Source organism: Rhizobium sp. NZLR10, from assembly GCF_019685125.1.
In the GTDB taxonomy this organism is placed as follows: domain Bacteria; phylum Pseudomonadota; class Alphaproteobacteria; order Rhizobiales; family Rhizobiaceae; genus Rhizobium.
Genome location: NZ_JABDWE010000005.1, coordinates 1 through 18,969 on the forward strand (window position 1 = coordinate 1; position 18,969 = coordinate 18,969).

General features: G+C 60.9%; 18 protein-coding genes. 7 read left to right on the top strand and 11 right to left on the bottom strand.

The features are described 5' to 3' along the window. Positions 1-132 precede the first annotated feature (132 nt). The 5 genes from HJB82_RS09310 to HJB82_RS09330 all read right to left on the bottom strand — a co-directional run bounded on the left by HJB82_RS09310 (position 133) and on the right by HJB82_RS09330 (position 4,715). On the bottom strand, positions 133-594 hold the full coding sequence (locus tag HJB82_RS09310) for a molybdenum cofactor biosynthesis protein MoaE (protein WP_221115266.1): 462 nt from the start codon (positions 592-594) through the stop codon (positions 133-135). Between the two features lie 261 nt (positions 595-855). Then, positions 856-1,110, bottom strand: coding sequence for a molybdopterin converting factor subunit 1 (gene moaD / locus HJB82_RS09315; protein ID WP_207583687.1), 255 nt, complete (start codon positions 1,108-1,110; stop codon positions 856-858). Further along, positions 1,107-1,697, bottom strand: coding sequence for a CDP-diacylglycerol--glycerol-3-phosphate 3-phosphatidyltransferase (gene pgsA, locus HJB82_RS09320; RefSeq protein WP_164008748.1), 591 nt, complete (start codon positions 1,695-1,697; stop codon positions 1,107-1,109). Before pgsA ends, moaD begins: the two co-directional genes overlap by 4 nt. Before the next feature lie 211 nt (positions 1,698-1,908). After that, complete coding sequence (gene uvrC / locus HJB82_RS09325) at positions 1,909-3,951, bottom strand: excinuclease ABC subunit UvrC (RefSeq protein WP_221139869.1); 2,043 nt, start codon at positions 3,949-3,951, stop codon at positions 1,909-1,911. Beyond that, positions 3,948-4,715: an SDR family oxidoreductase gene (locus HJB82_RS09330; RefSeq protein ID WP_221139870.1), complete on the bottom strand. Its 768-nt coding sequence runs from the start codon at positions 4,713-4,715 to the stop codon at positions 3,948-3,950. Before HJB82_RS09330 ends, uvrC begins: the two co-directional genes overlap by 4 nt. Before the next feature lie 365 nt (positions 4,716-5,080). Between HJB82_RS09330 and HJB82_RS09335 the strand changes: the two genes are divergently transcribed. After that, complete coding sequence (locus tag HJB82_RS09335) at positions 5,081-5,716, top strand: outer membrane protein (protein WP_207583690.1); 636 nt, start codon at positions 5,081-5,083, stop codon at positions 5,714-5,716. A 102-nt stretch (positions 5,717-5,818) separates the two neighbouring features. On the opposite strand, the gene HJB82_RS09340 is transcribed toward HJB82_RS09335, so the two are convergent. Both HJB82_RS09340 and HJB82_RS09345 read right to left on the bottom strand, forming a co-directional pair. Continuing rightward, on the bottom strand, positions 5,819-6,415 hold the full coding sequence (locus HJB82_RS09340; RefSeq protein WP_207583691.1) for a glutathione S-transferase: 597 nt from the start codon (positions 6,413-6,415) through the stop codon (positions 5,819-5,821). Between the two features lie 60 nt (positions 6,416-6,475). Continuing rightward, positions 6,476-7,348, bottom strand: a complete 873-nt coding sequence (locus HJB82_RS09345; protein WP_207583692.1) for a 23S rRNA (adenine(2030)-N(6))-methyltransferase RlmJ — start codon at positions 7,346-7,348, stop codon at positions 6,476-6,478. Positions 7,349-7,364: 16 nt separating this feature from the next. Here HJB82_RS09345 and HJB82_RS09350 point away from each other — a divergent pair, with 16 nt between their 5' ends. Both HJB82_RS09350 and HJB82_RS09355 read left to right on the top strand, forming a co-directional pair. Beyond that, positions 7,365-9,569 carry a molybdopterin-dependent oxidoreductase gene (locus HJB82_RS09350; RefSeq protein WP_221131508.1) on the top strand — a complete coding sequence of 735 codons (2,205 nt, stop codon included), beginning with the start codon at positions 7,365-7,367 and terminating at the stop codon, positions 9,567-9,569. Then, the gene (locus tag HJB82_RS09355; RefSeq protein ID WP_207583694.1) at positions 9,566-10,156 is read left to right on the top strand and encodes an NUDIX domain-containing protein; all 591 of its coding nucleotides are present in this window, start codon (positions 9,566-9,568) and stop codon (positions 10,154-10,156) included. Before HJB82_RS09350 ends, HJB82_RS09355 begins: the two co-directional genes overlap by 4 nt. A 67-nt stretch (positions 10,157-10,223) precedes the next feature. Here the strand turns inward: HJB82_RS09355 and HJB82_RS09360 are convergent, their stop codons facing one another. Together HJB82_RS09360 and HJB82_RS09365 are read right to left on the bottom strand one after the other, a co-directional pair. Next, positions 10,224-11,522 (bottom strand): NAD(P)/FAD-dependent oxidoreductase, encoded by a 1,299-nt coding sequence (locus HJB82_RS09360; RefSeq protein ID WP_221139871.1) that lies wholly within the window; start codon positions 11,520-11,522, stop codon positions 10,224-10,226. 4 nt (positions 11,523-11,526) lie between these two features. Next, complete coding sequence (locus tag HJB82_RS09365; protein ID WP_259669589.1) at positions 11,527-12,147, bottom strand: PadR family transcriptional regulator; 621 nt, start codon at positions 12,145-12,147, stop codon at positions 11,527-11,529. A 221-nt stretch (positions 12,148-12,368) separates the two neighbouring features. On the opposite strand from HJB82_RS09365, the gene HJB82_RS09370 reads away from it, so the two are divergent. Further along, a complete protein-coding gene (locus HJB82_RS09370) occupies positions 12,369-13,538 on the top strand; it encodes an alpha-D-ribose 1-methylphosphonate 5-triphosphate diphosphatase (RefSeq protein ID WP_207583697.1) in 1,170 nt (389 codons plus the stop codon). Between the two features lie 363 nt (positions 13,539-13,901). Beyond that, on the top strand, positions 13,902-14,996 hold the full coding sequence (locus HJB82_RS09375) for an acyltransferase (RefSeq protein WP_221115262.1): 1,095 nt from the start codon (positions 13,902-13,904) through the stop codon (positions 14,994-14,996). A 134-nt stretch (positions 14,997-15,130) separates the two neighbouring features. Here the strand turns inward: HJB82_RS09375 and purN are convergent, their stop codons facing one another. Next, on the bottom strand, positions 15,131-15,802 hold the full coding sequence (gene purN / locus HJB82_RS09380; RefSeq protein WP_207583698.1) for a phosphoribosylglycinamide formyltransferase: 672 nt from the start codon (positions 15,800-15,802) through the stop codon (positions 15,131-15,133). Further along, positions 15,799-16,872, bottom strand: a complete 1,074-nt coding sequence (gene purM / locus HJB82_RS09385; RefSeq protein ID WP_221115261.1) for a phosphoribosylformylglycinamidine cyclo-ligase — start codon at positions 16,870-16,872, stop codon at positions 15,799-15,801. The genes purN and purM overlap by 4 nt, the downstream gene beginning before the upstream one ends. Before the next feature lie 246 nt (positions 16,873-17,118). Here purM and HJB82_RS09390 point away from each other — a divergent pair, with 246 nt between their 5' ends. Both HJB82_RS09390 and hdaA read left to right on the top strand, forming a co-directional pair. Next, positions 17,119-18,243 (top strand): AI-2E family transporter, encoded by a 1,125-nt coding sequence (locus HJB82_RS09390; RefSeq protein WP_221115260.1) that lies wholly within the window; start codon positions 17,119-17,121, stop codon positions 18,241-18,243. Next, on the top strand, positions 18,236-18,949 hold the full coding sequence (hdaA, locus tag HJB82_RS09395; RefSeq protein ID WP_207583701.1) for a DnaA regulatory inactivator HdaA: 714 nt from the start codon (positions 18,236-18,238) through the stop codon (positions 18,947-18,949). Before HJB82_RS09390 ends, hdaA begins: the two co-directional genes overlap by 8 nt. The last annotated feature ends 20 nt before the right edge of the window (positions 18,950-18,969 follow it).

The window sequence follows — 18,969 nt, forward strand, 5'->3', positions numbered from 1 at the left end:
AATAAGCCGATATGGCCAGAAAACCCGCCTCAATCGGCCAAAATCCCACCGCACGACAGCCAGTCTGTAAAAAAATCAGACCCACAGCAAGCAACTGCGCCAACGCAGAGCGAATTTCAGCAGCCTGCTAATTCATTTCCATTTGTCGCGCGCCGCGTCGTCGGCGTCTCTCGCCGTGACCCACTCGCCGGTGGCGCCATCCCGACCATGCTCCTTCTTCCAGAAGGGGGCTGCGGTCTTCAGGAAATCCATGACGAAATTGGCGCCGTCGAACGCCGCCTGCCGGTGCGGCGCCGCTGCAATGACGAGCACGATATTCTCGCCCACGGCGATCTTGCCGTAACGGTGGATGGCGGTGAGGCCGAGAAGCCCGAAACGGGCAATGGCGAGATCGCCGATGCGGGCCATCTCCGCTTCGGCCATGCCGGGATAATGTTCGAGTTCGAGCGCCGAGAGCGCCCCGCCTTCATCGCGGCAGAGGCCGGAAAAGGTGACGACGGCGCCGATGCCGGGCCTGTCCTTGGAGAGGCGGTCGACCTCGGTTTGAAGGTCGAAGTCCTCATGCTGGACGCGGATGGTGGGGGTGATGATCATGATAACATCCCCAACTGTTTTGATGCAGTAGCGGAAACTATGGAGAGGGCGTGCCCTGCCAACCCTCCTCTGCCTTGCCGGGCATCTCCCCCACAAGGAGGGAAATTACGGGCGGCTTGACCATCGTGCCCATCTTCTGTTTTTCCGGGCTGCGAGGTTGATTGGTTGGGGAAGTTCGTGCTTCCAGCCAATCTCCCTCCTTGTGGGGGAGATGTCCGGCAGGACAGAGGGGGGTAGCGACACGGCACCACCATCACTGTCTCACCCCCCCGTCATCGGAGGAAATATCCCGATCTCGCGCGCGCCTGATATCGGCTCGTCATGCTCGACATGCTCCATGTCGAGCGCCACGCGGATCACCTCGGGATATTGAAGCGCGGTCTCATATTCTTCGCCCAGCGTCTTCAAATGATTCAAGAGATCGGTAACGGTAACGACGGAGGAGGGGAGGTCGATATCCTCCTCGCTCTTGCCGATGCGCTCACGCACCCATGCGAAATAGACCAGCCGGGTCATTCCTCGTTATCCACGATATGTTTCACCCCGGCGCGGAAATAATCATAGCCGGTATAGATGGTCAGCAGCGCGGCGATCCATAAGAGCGCGATGCCGGTCTGCGTCGTGTAGGGGAAAATCTCGTCGCCGGCCGGGCCGGCGAGCAGGAAGGCGATGGCGACGAGTTGCAGCGTCGTCTTCCACTTGGCAATGCGCGTCACCGGCACGCTGACCTTCAGCGCTGCCAGATATTCGCGCAAGCCCGATACCAGGATCTCACGGCAGAGAATGGTGATCGCAGCCCAGATCGACCAGCCGGCAATCGTCTGGTCGGCGGCGACCAGGAGAAGGATCGAGGCGACCAGCAGCTTGTCGGCGATCGGATCGAGCATGCGGCCGATATTCGACGTCTGGTTCCAGATGCGCGCGAGATAGCCGTCGAGAAAATCGGTGATCGAGGCGATGACGAAGATCCACAGCGCCACCCAGCGCGCCGTGTTGCTGATCGACAGCTTACCCTCGATGAAGAAGCAGAGAACGATCAGCGGTACGGCGAGAATACGGCCGTAGGTCAGAAGATTGGGAATGCTGTACGCACGCGATGCCATGGGATCGTTTCTCTGAATTGATGCGCCGCTACAGCGCCGCGCGGCTTTTCAGACGCGCAAAGGACGCTGTAACACTTTGAACCTGCGCATCGTGCTTTCCAATCGATTCCGATTTTCGGGCCGATGCGGTAGATGACGGCTTTGGCTGCGGACCGTCAACATTCTTTCTGTCTTTTCACTGCCTTTGCGTGGAATTTGCGACGGACACCGGTTATTTCGCGGCGTCGTCGTGGAAATGGTTATAGACCTGCTTGGCGACGGCTTCCGATATGCCTTCGACCGTCATCAGGTCGGAGAGCGCCGCGCGAGAAACCGCCTTCGCCGTGCCGAAATGCTGGAGCAGCGCGCGTTTGCGCGATGGCCCGATGCCGCCGATCTCGTCGAGCGGGTTCTTGATCATTTCCTTCTTGCGCCGTGCCCGGTGCGAGCCGATTGCGAAACGATGCGCCTCGTCGCGCATGCGCTGGACGAAATAGAGCACCGGATCGCGCGGCGGCAGGGTAAAACTCTCGCGTCCCGGCGGGAAGAAGCGCTCGCGCCCGGCATCGCGGTCGACGCCCTTGGCGATGCCGATCGCCGTCACGCTGTCGGTGATGCCGAGCTCGGTGAGGATGGCGCGTACCGCGGCCATCTGCCCCTGGCCGCCGTCGATCAGGATCACATCGGGCCAGGCCGGGAAGGGCATGTCGGCGGCGTCGGGCGCGGCGGTCTGCGCCGTCCGGTCGGGAATGCCTTCGTCCTTGATCAGCCGCGAAAAGCGCCGCGTCATCACCTCCTTCATCATGCCGAAGTCGTCGCCGGGGGTGATGTCGGTCGATTTGATGTTGAACTTGCGGTACTGGTTTTTGACGAAACCTTCCGGCCCCGCGACCACCATGCCGCCGACGGCATTGGTGCCCATGATATGCGAGTTGTCGTAGATCTCGATGCGCTGCGGTGCATAGGCAAGCCCGAACGTGTCCTTGAAACCTTCGAGCAGCCGCGATTGCGACGCCGTCTCGGCGAGCTTTCGCCCATGCGCCTCGCGCGCATTGCCGACGACATGGTCGACCAGATCGCGCTTCTCACCGCGCTGCGGCGCGAGGATCGAAACCTTGTGAGCGGCCTTTTGGCTGAGTGCGGCCGCGAGCAGTTCCATCTCCTCGATCGTTTCCGACAGCATGATCTGCTTCGGCACCGGCTTGTCGTCGTAGAACTGAGCGAGAAAGGCATTCAGCACTTCGGCGCCGGAAAGCTGCGGATCGGCCTTCGGGAAATAGGCGCGGTTGCCCCAGTTCTGGCCGGTGCGGAAGAAGAACACCTGGATGCAGGAAATGCCGCCCTCATGGTGGATGGCGAAAACATCCGCCTCCTCGACGCCGGCTGGATTGATGCCCTGATGGCTCTGCACATGCGAAAGTGCTGCCAGGCGGTCGCGATAGATCGCCGCCCGCTCGAAGTCGAGGTCCTCGGCCGCCTGGTTCATCGCTTCGGCCATATGCGACTTCACCTTCTGGCTCTTGCCGGACAGAAAGTCCTTCGCCTCCTGCACCAGTTCGCCGTAACCACCATCGCTGACCTCGTGGGTGCACGGCCCGGAACAGCGCTTGATCTGGTAGAGCAGGCAGGGGCGGGTGCGCGTTTCGAAGACGCTGTCGGTGCAGGTGCGGATCAGGAAGGCGCGCTGCAGCGAATTGATCGTCCGCCCGACCGCGCCGGCCGAAGCGAAAGGTCCGAAATAGTCGCCCTTTCGCGCTCTCGCACCGCGATGCTTGAAAATGGCCGGCGCCCGATGGTCGCCGGTGATGAGGATATAGGGAAAGGACTTGTCGTCGCGCAGCAGCACGTTAAAGCGCGGCCGCAAGCGCTTGATCAGATTCGCTTCCAGGAGGAGCGCTTCGGTTTCCGTGCGCGTCGTCACGAATTCCATGTTCGCCGTCTGCCGCACCATCTGGGCGATACGGTTGGAATGCACGCGGCCGACGGCGTAATTGCCGACGCGCTTCTTCAGGCTGCGCGCCTTGCCGACATAAAGCACGTCGCCGTCGGCATTGAACATGCGGTAGACGCCGGGGCTGTTCGGCAGCCGCTTGACGAATTCGCCGATCAGTTCCGCGCCGATGAGCCCGGTCTCGTTGAGGCTGCCCGCGTTCCAGTCGACCGCAGTCGCAAGCGGGGCGGCGGCGGAAACATCGCCTTCCACCTCGATATCGTCTTCGCTCTCATCCGTATCATCGTAGAGAACGCCGCCATCCGGCAGCTTTCGTCCGTTCATTCCGTAATCTCCGCCACATCGGGCGTCTGCCAGGCGAGGTGCTGGCCGCCATCGAGGGCAATCATCTGGCCGGTGATCGAGGGCGTGTCGAAGAGAAAGCGAATCGTCTGTCCGAACTCGCCGAATCCCGGCCCCGCCTTCATGATAAGCCCGTCGATCTGTGCCTGGAAGTCCTCTTCCGACTGCCGCGCGCTACGCACCGTCGGACCGGGGCCGATGGCGTTGACGCGCAGCTTCGGCGCAAAGGTCTGTGCCATCGTCTGCGTCGCCGTCCAGAGTGCGCCCTTCGAAAGCGTGTAGGAATAGAAGCCGGGGTTGAGCGCCCAGACCCGCTGGTCGATGATGTTGACGATCAGTCCGTTCGCATCGTCGGGCAGTTGTTCGGCAAAACCCGCAGCGAGAATCGAGGGCGCCCGCACATGGATGTCGAAATGCTGCGCCCATGCCTGCGCATCGAAACTGCGGGCCGAATCCTGGCGGAAGATCGAGGCGTTGTTGACGAGCAGGTCGATCGACCCGAGAGCTTCTGACGCTCTTTTCATGAGCGCGCTTGTTTCGCCGATATCGGTAAGATCGGCCATAAGCGCGATCGCCCGATATCCCTTCTGCCGCAATTCCGCCGCCAGCTCTTCGGCTTCATCGATGGAGCCGTTCGCGTGGATCGCAACGGAAAAGCCATTTGCAGCAAGGTCTTCGGCGATTGCCCTGCCTATTCTTTTAGCGGCCCCAGTTACAAGGGCCGAGCGAAGTCTTTTGTGGTTCAAAATCCTGCCTTCTGATCCCGCGAGTCTGTCTGCTGACTATATAGGCGCGGGCGGAGATTATATAAATAGGCCGTCGCGGTTGCGTCCGTGAGCAGGATATTCTATGTATTATTTAAGAATGCGATTTCTTAAAATAAGTATTTTAAGATTAACTCTTCGGTATGGTTAATGAAGTGTATGTTGCACTCAAGCAACATCGAATTTCGGCCACGCGGCAGCCACAATGATATCACAATTTGGCTCTTTCAAATCCGCATTTGAGTTCCAATTTCAGTCTCGATCCGGAAGGGACATCTGGCAATATCCCGCCAATGCTTCACTGATAGACAGATGGCAAGCAAAGCGGGACTGAAAGGAGACTAAGTATGCGTGTACTCATTGCTGGCCTCATGGCCTCCGTTTTTGCAATTGCGGGCGTCTCGGCAGCTCAGGCGGCCGATGCCGTCGACCAGGTTCCGGAAGCACCGGTCGCCCAGGACGCTCCGGTCAAGCCGGCCGGTAGCTGGGAAGGCTTTTACCTCGGCGGCGCCGGCACCTACAACATGGGGGACTTCGGTTCCGACCGTCACACCTATGGTTTCGGCGGCCAGGTCTTCACCGGTTACAACTGGCAGCAGGGCCAGATCGTTTATGGCGTTGAATCCGATCTCGGCTACAGCGGCGACGACGTCTCCTCAGACGGCGTCAAGAACAAGTATGGCTGGAACGGCTCCGTCCGTGGCCGCGTCGGCTACGACATGAACCCCTTCCTGCTCTACGGCACCGCCGGTCTTGCCCTCGGCAACGTCAAGGTTTCCGACGGCACCTCGGATGAAAGCAAGACGAACTACGGCTATACGGTCGGCGCTGGCGTCGAAGCCTTCGTGACCAACAACATCACGACGCGCCTCGAATATCGCTACACCGACTACCAGAGCAAGGACTACGACCTCGACTCCGGCAGCTTCTCGCGCGGTTACGACGAGAACAGCGTCAAGCTCGGTATCGGCGTCAAGTTCTAAGCCGAACAGAACCGTCCAAGCATGGAAAAGCCGGGCACGTTGCCCGGCTTTTTGCTGCTTCCTTGTTGTTGCCGGCGCTCACGCCCGACGAGCCGACTGCTCTCAGCCCTGGGCTTTCAGTTCGCCATGGGCGGGGAATTTCTTGTCGAACTGCCGCAGCCAGTCGACCAGCGGCGCATGATCGGCTTCCCACTGGTCCTTGAAGCGCAGCTCGAGATAATCGAGCGTCGCGGCCAGCGCGAAATGCCCGCCGCTGAGCTTCTTGCCGAGCTTCGGCGGATCGGCGCTGAGGTGAGCAAGCCCGCTCGTCGCCTTTTTCCATTGCCGGTCGATCCAGGGCTGATGGACCTTTTCCTCGTCGCGGAAGCGTCGCTCGTAGATGATGGCGAGCAGGCAGTCACAGATGCCGTCGCAAAGCGCCTCGAGGATTTCCGCATCCGTGCGCTTGCCCTTCTTCGCAGGATAGAGCTTGCCCTTCGTCAGCCGGTCGAAATAATGCATGATCGCCACGCTGTCGTATATCGACACTCCGTCATCGGTCAGCAGCGTCGGGATCTTGCCGAGCGGATTGTTGTCCACCAGGATCGCCGGTCCGGTATTGGTGTCGACCCGAATGGCGTTCACCCCTAGGCCGAGAAAATGCGCGGCCATCCGCACCTTGTTGGAATAGGGCGAGGCGGGCGAACAGAGCAGCTTCATGGGATACCTGATCAGATTGTGGACCTGTGGCGCGGACTATTCCCGAACCCGGTTGCCGGGTCAATCGTCCTTGATCGCCGCCTTGTTCTCGCCGCGCAGCCAGAAGGCCCGGTGCGAGGCAAAACGGTCTTGCGCCAGATGGTCCTTCAATGCCGGCAGCAATTGATGCAACTCGTCCTTCAGCGTGAAGGGCGGGTTGACGATGACGAGGCCTGAGCCCGTCAATCCGGTGATGCCGCGGTCGCTGCGGACCGCGAGTTCGGCGCAGAGCATTTTCGGGATGTCGAGCGCCTGCAGCGCCTCGTGGAATTCCTTGATCGGCGCACCCTTCTTCAGCGGATACCACAGGCAATAGGTGCCGCCGGGAAAACGGCGATAGGCCTTTTCCAGTCCCTCGGCGAGGCGCTGATATTCGTCCTCTTCCTCGAAGGGCGGATCGACGAGCACGATGCCGCGCTTCTCCTTCGGCGGCAGGTGCGCGCCGAGCGCCAGCCAGCCGTCGAGCTCGGTGATGCGGGCGTGGTGATCGCCCTCGAACAGCCGGTGCAGCCTGACGAAATCTTCGGGATGGAGTTCCATTGCCGACAAGCGATCCTGTGGCCGGAACAGCAGCCGCGCAAGTTTCGGCGATCCGGGATAGAAACGGACGCCGCCCTCAGGGTTGAGTTCGCGGATGGCGGAGAGATACGGCTCCAGCAGTTCGGAAACCTGAGGGCCGAGATCGGCCTCCATCAGCTTGCCGATGCCTTCGAGCCATTCGCCGGTTTTCTGCGCTTCTTCGGACGAGAGGTCGTAGAGCCCGATGCCGGCATGCGTGTCGAGCACGCGGAATGCCCCATCCTTCTTTTGCATGTAGCGGATCAGCCGCGCCAGCACGGCATGTTTCAGCACATCGGCAAAATTGCCCGCGTGATAGATGTGGCGGTAGTTCATTTTCGCTGATGTCCGTATGAATTCGCGTCATGGGGAAGTTTTGTGGCTTTTGGCCGTGCAAGCCTTGGAATATACAAATGCCATGAACATTGCGACCCCCATCCACGCCAAATCCCCGAAGTCGGACACCAGGGTAGGCCACACGGCCTGTCCGCACGACTGTCCCTCCACCTGCGCGCTGGAGGTCGATATAGCAGAGGATGGCCGCATCGGCCGCGTGCGCGGCGCCGGCGACCATTCCTATACCTCCGGCGTCATCTGCGCCAAGGTCGCCCGTTATGCCGAGCGGCTCTACCATCCCGAGCGGCTGATGCATCCCTTGCGCCGCGCCGGCGCCAAGGGGGCAGGGCAGTGGCAGCAGATTTCCTGGGACGATGCGCTGGATGAGATCGCCGAAGCCTTCGTGAAGGCCGAGGCAAGGGACGGCAGCGAGGCGATTTGGCCCTATTTCTATGCCGGCACCATGGGCTGGGTGCAGCGCGATTCGATTGATCGCCTGCGCCATGCCAAGCGCTATTCGGGCTTCTTCTCTTCGATCTGCACCAACCCCGCCTGGACCGGCTTCACCATGGCGACCGGCACGCTGCGCGGTCCCGATCCGCGCGAGATGGGCCGCACCGATTGCGTCGTCATCTGGGGTACCAACGCGGTCTCGACGCAGGTCAACGTGATGACCCACGCCATCAGGTCGCGCAAGGAGCGCGGCGCGAAGATCGTCGTCATCGACATTTACGACAATCCGACGATGAAGCAGGCCGACATGGCCTTGATCGTCAAGCCGGGCACCGATGCGGCACTTGCCTGTGCCGTCATGCACATCGCCTTCCGCGACGGCCATGCCGACCGTGACTACATGGCGAAATATGCCGACGATCCCGCGGGGCTCGAAGCGCATCTGAAAACCAGGACGCCGCAATGGGCAGCAGATATCACCGGCCTTTCGGTCGAGGAGATCGAAGCCTTCGGCCGCCTCGTCGGCACGACGAAAAAGACCTTCTTCCGCCTGGGCTATGGCTTCACCCGCCAGCGCAACGGCGCCGTAGCCATGCATGCGGCCGCCTCGATCGCCACCGTTCTCGGTTCCTGGCAATATGAGGGCGGCGGCGCCTTCCATTCGAACAGCGATATCTTCCGCATGAACAATGCGGAGCTGACCGGCCGGCCGATGAAGGATGCCGATATCCGCATGCTCGATCAGTCGCAGATCGGCCGCGTGCTCACCGGCGATGCTGTGGCGCTACGCCATCGCGGCCCGGTGAGAGCAATGCTGATCCAGAACACCAACCCGGCAAACATCGCTCCCGAACAGCGCCTCGTCAGACGCGGCTTTGCCCGGGACGACCTCTTCGTCGCCGTGCACGAGCAGTTCATGACCGAGACGGCTGATATCGCCGACATCGTCATCCCGGCGACGATGTTCGTCGAGCATGACGACATCTACCGGGCCGGTGGCCAGAACCATATCCTGCTCGGGCCGAAGCTGGTCGAGCCGCCACCTAGCGTGCGCACCAATCTCTTCGTCATCGAGGAACTGGCCAAACGCCTCGGCGTCGCCGATCGACCCGGCTTCGGTTTTTCTGCCCGCGAAATGGTCGACCGCGTCCTCGAATCGAGCGGCCTGCCGGATTACGACCATTTCCTCGAACACAAATGGTTCGATCGTCAGCCCGCTTTCGAGGAGGCGCATTATCTGAACGGCTTTGCCCATCCGGATGGCAAGTTCCATTTCCGCCCGGACTGGATCAATCAGCCGGCGCCGAACAAGCCGCCGGCGGCGATCGGCGTGCTCGGGCCGCATGCCGAGCTTCCGGCTTTCCCCGATCAGGTCGATGTCATCGAAGTTGCCGATCGCGAACATCCCTTCCGTCTCGCCACGTCGCCCGCCCGCAATTTTCTGAATTCGAGCTTCTCCGAGACCAAGACGTCTCGTCAGAAGGAAGGCCGTCCTGAGGTGATGATCAATCCCGCCGACGCTGAAGCCAATGGCATCGCCCACGGCGATCTCGTCCGCATCGGCAACAGTCGCGGCGATCTGCGCATCCACGCCCGCATCACCACCGAGGTGAAACCTGGCGTTTTGATCGCCGAGGGCCTCTGGCCGAACAAGGCGCATGTCGATGGCGAGGGTATCAACGTCTTGACCGGCGCCGACCCGGTCGCGCCCTATGGCGGGGCGGCCGTGCATGATAACAAGGTCTGGCTTCGCAGGGACGCAGCATGATGCAGCCGAAATCGCGGGTGAAGATCGTCAGCGAGGAAACGCTGTCGAATGGTTGGACAAAGCTGAGCAGTTATCTGCTCGATTATATCGACCGCAAAGGCGCGACCCAGCGCTTGAAGCGGGAGGTTTATCACCGCACGCCCGCCGCCTGCATCCTGCTTTATGATCCGAAGCGGGATCTCGTCGTTCTCGTCCGCCAGTTCCGGCTTGCCGTGCATCTGAACGGCGATCCGGCCTGGATGATCGAGGTGCCGGCCGGCCTTCTCGATGACGACCATCCCGAACAGGCGATCCGCCGCGAGGCGATGGAAGAAACCGGTTACCACCTGCGCGATGCGCGTTTCCTCTTCAAATGCTACCCGTCGCCGGGCGCGGTCACCGAAGTCGTCCACTTCTTCGTCTCCCTGATCGACATCGCCGACCGGGTCGCGGAAGGCGGCGGCCTGGACGAGGAGCACGAGGATATCGAGGTTCTCGAAGTCCCGCTCGACGAAGCCGCCGGAATGATCGAAGACGGCGAGATCTTCGACGCCAAGACGATCATGCTGCTGCAATGGGCCATGTTGAACAGGAATGATCTTCGATAGCGGATGCGGCGATCGAGGCCTCGTTCGCCAAATTGCCTGCGGGGCGATCCCATTACCCGCGATCGTCTTAGTTTTCGCCGCGAACTCGCATCATCTGCCGAAAGGCACGTCGCTTTAATACAGGTGTTGCGTTGATGATGCGCATGACGCCGCGCATGGCAGCGAGCTGGACTGTGCCGACAATCGGCCGATGAGCCGGATCGCTGGCATCCATATGCCTTTTCGATTCGAGTACTGCTTCGGTACTGTAGCGAAGCATTTCGGCTTCATAGGCGCGTATGGCTTCGACGAGCGGCTTTTGACCTCGGTCCGCCTCGACCAGCATATGCCCAAGCAGAGCGGCATCGCGAAGCGCCGTATTGGCGCCGGCGCCGCGTCCAGGTGTCATCGTATGGACGGCGTCACCGAGCAGTGTGACGTTCGAACTCGTCCAAGGTTTCAGCGGCACGGAAGTCCTGACCTTGACATCGTGGATGGTCGCGGGCTCCGTCATACGGATGAGCGCGCGCAAGTGCGGATGCCAGTCCCGAGCAAGCTCCAGGCCCAATTCTCTCAATTGCTCTCCGCTCAGGCCGGCCGTATCCCGCGGGCAATTCTGCCGAGCGCCCCAGATGCCCCAGCCGATACTGTCCTCGTCGAGCGCTTCGACGAAATCCGGCCAGCGAGCGGCAAAATCAGGGTTGCTGCGGCTGTCGGCGAACTCGAGCGAGTGAATAATCGCGCCGAACCCCATCGGCGCCATAATCATCGACATGCCTTTCAGCATCTTGTCCGACAGCAGAGCTTTCGCCTCGACCGTCATAGGAATTTTGCCCCCGAGCGACACGATCCCCGTGTCTTCCAGACGCGCTTCCGGCAAGTATTGCCTGCGCACAGCAGAGTTCGTGCCGTCAGCGCCGACCAAAACATCTCCCGTCGCCAGACTTCCATCCTGAAAGCAAGCGGTGACGGACCCGTCGGCGTTACGTCCGTACCCCTGAAGCGCTTTGCCGAAGGAGACGTTGTCTTCAAGCCCCCTGAGCAGAACCCGCCTCAGCGTCTTTCGAACGACGTTCTTTTCACCGTCAAGAGTATTCGCAGCCGCATCACCGATGTCGAAGCTCAGCACCTCACCAAGCTGTTCCGTCAACATGTTGAAATAGCATGGCGACCTGGCGCATGTGGTAAGATAGAGGTCGTAGAGTTCGTTGGGTATACAGGCCTTTAGCGCTCGGCTCCCAGCCGGGCTGATACCGACGCGATAGCCGCCGGTGTCGGCGTTCGGTGCGATGTCGCGCTCATACACCGCAATGCAAACGCCAGCCTGTTTAAGCAGATGAGCGAGTGCCAAACCGCCAGTCCCGGCGCCGATAATCAAAACCTTCATGGTGCTAGTCCTTGTCGAGCTTGGAGTGGGTGGAGAACTCGACGGCAATCTGCCTGAGCCACTCGTCTGTCCAGGTGATGCGCCCGGCGCGCAGGTCCCCGATGACGCCATTGACCCAAGACAACTCGGTCGCGTGAAGCGCTCGGAGATATTCCATCTCAAGTAGGAAGAGCCTTGGTACGGCCTGCGCCTCCCGCAGGAGCCCGTCGATCCGCCGAAGTTCCGACTCGATGGCTTTTGCCCGGTGCTCAAGCAGACCCAACACATCGTTCGGCGTCAGCAGAGCAAGAAATGATACGGCTGCGGGGAATTCCGGATATTCCCGCGTCAAGGTCGACAACATCTCGCGGATCCATGCCAGCGCAACGTCGCGGCCCTTTTCGGTGATCTCGTATACGGTCCGCTCGGGACGCTTGTCATCCCGGACTGTTTTCTGCTGGGCAATCAATGCCTCGCGCTCGAGCCGATGGATGGTTTGATAAAGGCTCGCCCTCTGCGTGACGTTGATCACTTCATCCTTGCCGCGCTCCTTGATGAGCCGCTGCATTCGGTAAGGATGCAGCGGCTCTTCCATGAGCATTGCAAGGACAGCGAGCGCGACTGGTGAGCGTTTGATTAAGGTCATAGTCATAGTATTACTAGTTAAGTTATAACTAGTCAACTGGCTGTTGGACAGGGTACTCGGTTGGATCGGTGACCGTGAATTCGTGGAGCGGCGCATCGGACCATTTCCAAAGCGCAAGTTTCCGCTTTAAGGTGAGTGTGCTCGAAATTTCATACGACTGTCACGAAGCGGTTCTATCCGCTGCGGTCTGTCAATCATCCGATGCGGTCAGGAGAAAGCCCATGTGGCTCAGCAATTTCACCCTCGTTCTCCCAAACGAGGTGGTGAGTGAAGGTTCCGTGCGTGTTGAGGACGGCGTCATTGCCGAGATCAGGCCGGAGCCGGTTGCCGGGGCGGCGATCGACGGCGGCGGCCGGCTGCTGATGCCGGGCTTCGTCGATCTGCACGGCGACATGATCGAGCGCGAGATCGCGCCGCGCCCGAACGCGACGATGCCGATCGATTTCGGCATTCATGAACTCGACAAGAAGCTTGCCGCCGCCGGTGTCACCACGGCCTTTGCCGCCGTCTCCTTCGCCACCGAAAGCGTCTATGGTCACGTCCGCTCGTTGGAGACGACCTCGGCGGTCATCGAAGGCATCAACCGCTTGCGCGACAATCTGCTGATCGATCACCGCGTTCACGCCCGCTACGAAATCACCAATGTCGGCGCCGCTCCGGCGCTCGAACGCCTGCTGAATGCCGACCAGATCGACATGGTTTCGCTGACCGACCACACGCCGGGCCAGGGCCAGTACAACAACCTGCAAAGCTACATCCTCAGCATTTCCGAGCGCCGCGCCGTCTCCGAGGAAATGGCAGCCGAGATCGTCGCCAAGCGCATCGCCATGCGCAACAATCCTGACATCGAGGCCAAGCTGAAGGAGATCGTCGCGCTGTCGCTGAAGCACAAGCTGTCGCTGGCCTCGCATGATGATGACAGCGTCGAAAAAGTCGCCGAGATGCACGACCTCGGCGTCACCATCAGCGAGTTTCCGGTGACGGCGCCCGCCGCAGAGGAGGCGCGCCGGCGCGGCCTCTGGACGCTGATGGGAGCGCCGAACGCGCTGCGCGGCCAGTCGATGTCGGGCAATCTCAGCGCCCTCGATGCCGCAAGGGCCGGTCTCCTCAGCGTCATCGCCGCCGACTATCACCCGGCCGCCTTCGTGCCGGGCATCTTCAAGCTCGCCGACATGGTGGAGGGTGGACTGCCGGCCGCCGTCGCCATGGCCACCGGCAATGCCGCCCGCTCCGCCGGCCTCCTGGATCGCGGCGAAATCGCCATCGGCCAGCGCGCCGATCTGGTCGTGGTTGAGCCAGGCGAGGTCCATCGCATCCGTGCGACGTTCCGCGCCGGCCGCTTCGTCTACAGCGACGGCACGCTGCATCCTATACATGCGCTGGCGGCATAGCTCAACTCCCTGCTGAGGTGCCTGGAACGTCTGCGAAGTCACGGTGCATCACTCGTCCAGTGAGCGCATAAATTTCACTTGCAATTGAAAATTCAATTTGTAATCTACGCTCGTCGACAACGGTTACCGCAATTGCAACTTCAGGGCGCTGGATTCCGTCCGGCGGGCCACTGGGCTGGGGAAATATGAATAGCTTTGGGACCGGCAAACGTTGAGTCCGAATGCCTCGATCGAGAGAGTCGACGCCGTCGACGATTCTGACTTGTCACACGGCATCACTATCCCAGCGCCAGCTGATGGGGATCTCGATATGATGAGCCAAGGTTTGGGTGAGCCATTGCCAAGTCCCGGTCGGACTGCACGATGGTGGCTCAGCGTACCATACGGTTTGGTGATGCGAGTCTCGCTAGCAAGGCTCGCAAATTGAAGAACTACTTTTTCTTTCTGGATGAACTTCGGGGGGTAGCTGCGCTATCCGTGGTTCTCTTGCATGCCAGCCAGGCTTTCGGATTCGGCCTTAATTCCCACGCCTCTCTGGCCGTGGATTTCTTTTTTTGCCTTAGCGGCTTCGTTCTCGCTCATAGGTACGATCAAAAATTAAAGTCGGGCGTTCTGCGGAGCAGTGCATTCTTCCTGAAGCGTCTATTGCGCCTTTACCCCTTGATCGTGGCTGGTGTCGGCTTGGGCGTTGTCGCGTCGCTATTTACTTCAACACCGAGTATCCCACTCGCCGACGTCCCGATTCTGGCTCTAGGTGCACTACTCCTATTGCCGTTAGGGCTTCTGGCGGGGCAAGAGGCGTTCGCGATCAACAACCCACTTTGGTCGCTCTGTTTTGAGATGTTCGCCAGCGGGGTGTACGGATCAGCCGCTCGCCGGAGAATTCGTTTCCAGCATGAGGCAGCGGCGCTCATATTATTGGCAGCAGCGCTTTTCCTGGTCGTCACCATCGAAGGTTCTATTGGTCCGGTCGGCTTTGCCAGCTGGCAAGCGTTCCTTGAAGGGTTTGTCAGGGTCGGCTTTTCGTTCCTTGGTGGTGTTCTGATTTTTCGCTGGAAAATCAGTCGTCTTGTCGGAACGGTTCCACCTCAGATCCCGCTTTTCATCCTGATAGGGGTTTTATTTTTCCCCTTTGCTGTCTCCAAAAACATGTACGATTTCTTCTGTATCGCTATCATAATTCCGATCGTGGTCGTGCTAGCGGTTGCAGTTCCGCTGAACAAGGAGCGGCCGTTAGCGGCATATCTGGGACGGTTGTCCTATCCGCTCTATATTGTTCATCAGCCCATCATTCGACTCGGCGCTGAGTTCCAAAACCTTGGCGACGGAAGTGTGCCATTGCCGATTGCGGTAAGCGGCACCCTCTTAGCTGCCGTTGGGGCGGCACATTTTCTATCCACCCGTTTCGATGAACCGATTCGCGCCTACATCGGTCGGAAATTTTCGACAGAGATATAAGTGACGCCTTTGAATAGGAAGTTGACGGCGGTCGCCCTCAGCATCGTCGTCCTGCTTGGCAGTGTAGCGGCAGGTCTCGCCGCCGCGACACATCCTTCGGCGCCGTCATTGCCTCTGGAACGGTCGTTGTTGCCCTAAGCGCGGTCGCCGATCAGCGAAATCAGTTGGGCCTGGGGCGCAGCGGCCGAAGCTTCGGCGCCGACGGCCTTGCCGCCTTCCATCGTCACGCGGCCTTCGGCAAAGAGCCGCAGCCCTTGCGGATAGATCTGGTGTTCGATGGTGAGCACGCGCGCGGCAAGGCTTTCGGCCGTGTCGCCTGTGAGAATCGGGACGGCGGCCTGGCCGATCACCGGCCCTTCGTCCATGCCTTCGGTGACGAAATGCACCGTGCAGCCGGCGATCCGCATGCCGGCGTCGATCGCCCGCTGATGTGTATGCAGGCCCGGAAACAGCGGCAGCAGGGAAGGGTGGATGTTGAGCATCCGGCCTTCATAACGCTGGATGAAGGTAGGCGTCAGCAGCCGCATGTAGCCTGCCAAGCAGAGAATGTCGGGGGACAGCGTGTCGAGCGCGGCAAAGATCGCCGCCTCGTGCGCTTCCTTGCTGGCATAATCCTTGCGGGGAAAGGCGAAGGTGGCGATACCCTCGGCTGCCGCCTTGGCGAGCCCGCCGGCATCGGCCTTGTCGGAGATCACGCCGACGATTTCTGCGGGGTAGTCGGCGGCCTTCGCCGCCGCAATCAGCGCCATCATGTTCGAGCCGCCGCCGGATATGAAGACGACGGCGCGTTTGCGCGGCGAACTCATATGGCAAGCGTGCCCTTATAGACCGTGCCGGCAGAACCCTCATCGCGGGCGATCATGCGCCCAAGCGTGACGACGGTCTCGCCCTCGGCTTCGAGTGCGGCGGAAACGGCCGCGACATTCTCGGCGGCGACGACGGCGATCATGCCGACGCCGCAGTTGAAGGTGCGCAGCATTTCATTCGCTTCGACGCCGCCGGTCTTGGCGAGCCACGAAAACACCTTGGGAACCCTGACGGCGGCAAGATCGATCTCGGCCGCCAAATGCTTCGGCAGCACGCGCGGAATATTTTCCGGGAAGCCGCCGCCGGTGATGTGCGCCAGCGCTTTGATGGCGTCGGTCTCGCGGATCACCTTCAGAAGCGGCTTCACATAGATGCGGGTCGGCTCAAGCAGGGCCTCGCCGAGCTTCTTGCCGTCGGCGAACGGCGCCGGCGCATCCCAGTCGAGACCGGACAGTTCGACGATCTTTCGCACCAGCGAGAAGCCATTCGAATGGACGCCGGAGGAGGCAAGCCCGAGGATCACGTCGCCCTCGGCGATATCGCCGGAGGGGAGCAGCTTGCCGCGTTCGGCAGCACCGACGGCGAAACCGGCGAGATCGTAGTCGCCGGAGGAATACATGCCGGGCATTTCGGCGGTCTCGCCGCCGATCAGCGCGCAGCCGGCCTGCCGGCAGCCGGCGGCAATGCCGCCGACGATGGCCGCGCCCTGGTCGGGGTCGAGCTTGCCGGTGGCGAAATAATCGAGGAAGAATAGCGGCTCGGCGCCCTGCACGACGAGATCGTTGACGCACATGGCGACGAGGTCGATGCCGACGGTGTCGTGGTAATCGGCATCGATGGCGATCTTCAGCTTTGTGCCGACGCCGTCATTGGCGGCGACCAGAACCGGGTCGGTAAAGCCGGCGGCCTTGAGGTCGAACAGCCCGCCGAAGCCGCCGATCTCGCCGTCGGCGCCGGGGCGGCGCGTCGAGCGCACCGCCGGCTTGATCTTCTCGACGAGGAGGTTGCCGGCATCGATGTCGACGCCCGCATCGCTGTATGTCAGGCCGTTTTTCCCAGACTGGCTCATGCTGGTCTCCGATGGCTATTTCTGGCGGCAGACGCGCCGCGTCATCTGCCGGTCGCAATTGCATGACAGGGGCCTTTATGCAAGCGCCGCATGGCAAAAGCCCCCAATTTCCCGCGTCTTCCCCGAGCCTTTTCGGGATTTGGCGCGGCAGGGTTGACCATCTTTGCGCCTGCATCCTATGTGCTGAATGGCCGCTTCGGTTCGGATGCGGCTTTTGGTCGGCGGCGAGCGAACAGCGGGGAAGCGATGCCACAGCAAGTCAGCGGCAACAGTCTCAAGCGTCAGATATTCTTCTGGCTGGCAGTGCTCGTCTTCTTCATCGTCTTTCTCTATGTCTTCAGCTCGATCCTGCTGCCTTTCATCGCCGGCATGGCGATCGCCTATTTCCTCGATCCGGTGGCCGATCGGCTGGAGCGTCTGGGCCTGAGCCGCATGATGGCGACGGTCGGCATCCTCATCTCTTTCGTCATTATCTTTGCGCTGGCGCTGATGATCCTCATTCCCGTGCTCGTCAGCCAGTTCAACGATTTCGCCGAGCGTCTGCCGACTTATATCAGCCAGCTGCAGCAGTTCATCAGCCAATCGCAGAATTCGCTGCTGCCGGATTGGGTCAAGAGCCAGGCCGGCACGATCAAGGACAATTTCTCCGGCATTCTCTCCGAAGGCATGGGCTTCTTGACCGGGCTCTTCGCGCAGATCTGGAATTCCGGCAAGGCGATCGTCGACGTCATATCGCTGCTTGTCGTCACCCCCGTCGTCGCCTTCTATATCCTGCTCGATTGGGACCGCATGGTCGACAAGGTCGATCAGTGGATCCCGCGCGACTATATCAGCGATGTCCGCCAGATCGCCAAGGAGATCGACCAGGCGATCGCCGGCTTCATCCGCGGCCAGGGCTCGCTCTGCCTCATCCTCGGCATTTATTATGCTGCGGGCCTGTCTCTCGTCGGCCTGAACTTCGGCCTGCTGATCGGGCTCTTTGCCGGCATGATCAGTTTCATTCCCTATGTCGGCTCGATGGTCGGCCTCGTTCTCGCCATCGGCGTGGCGATCGTGCAGTTCTGGCCGGATTATCCCTGGATCGGCCTGGTGCTCGCCGTCTTCTTCAGCGGCCAGTTCCTCGAAGGCAATATCCTGCAGCCGAAGCTCGTCGGCTCCAGCGTCGGCCTGCACCCGGTCTGGCTGATGTTTGCGCTGTTTGCCTTCGGCGCGCTCTTTGGTTTCGTCGGTCTTCTGGTCGCCGTGCCGGCCGCCGCCGCCGTCGGCGTGCTTGTTCGTTTCGCGCTTTCGCGTTACCTTCAGAGCGATCTTTATTTTGGCGTGTCGCCCACTGGCCGCACCCGAAAGACGAAATCAGTTCCCAATGAATGACGTGAACAACGCTGATCCGAAGCGCAAGGCCGGAGAGCAGCTACCGCTGGTCTTTTTGCACGATGCTGCAAGCGGGCGCGACGACCTCCTGGTCTCGGAGCGTCTCGCCGCCGCCGTTTCGATCGTCGATGCCTGGCCGGCATGGCCATCGCCGGTCGTCGTGCTCGCCGGCCCGGTCGGTTCGGGAAAATCGCATCTCGCCCGCATCTGGCGGGAACTGAGCGGCGCAGTCGACATCCATCCCGAACTTGGCTCAGACGCCGCGGTTGCTGCCGCCGCCGGTCCCGTACTGTTCGAGGACGCCGACCGCCTTGGCTTCGACGACAATGCGCTGTTTCACGTCATCAACAGCGTGCGCGAAAATGGCACCGGGCTGTTGATGACCAGCCGTCTCTGGCCGATGTCCTGGCCGGTTTTGCTGCCCGATCTGCGCTCGCGCCTGAAAGCTGCAACCGTCGTCGAAATCGGCGAACCCGACGAGGCGTTGTTGTCGCAGGTGATCGTCAAGCTCTTTGCCGACCGGCAGCTTTATATAGATGACAAACTCGTGCTCTATATCGTTAACCGGATGGAGCGGTCGCTGAATGCCGCCCAGACGATCGTCGAAAGGCTTGACCGGCTGGCCCTGTCGCGGGGCACGAAAATCACCCGGTCTCTGGCCGCCGAAGTATTGAATGAATTGGGAAATTCGGAGCCGGCCGATTGACTGTCACAGTTCCGTCGTGA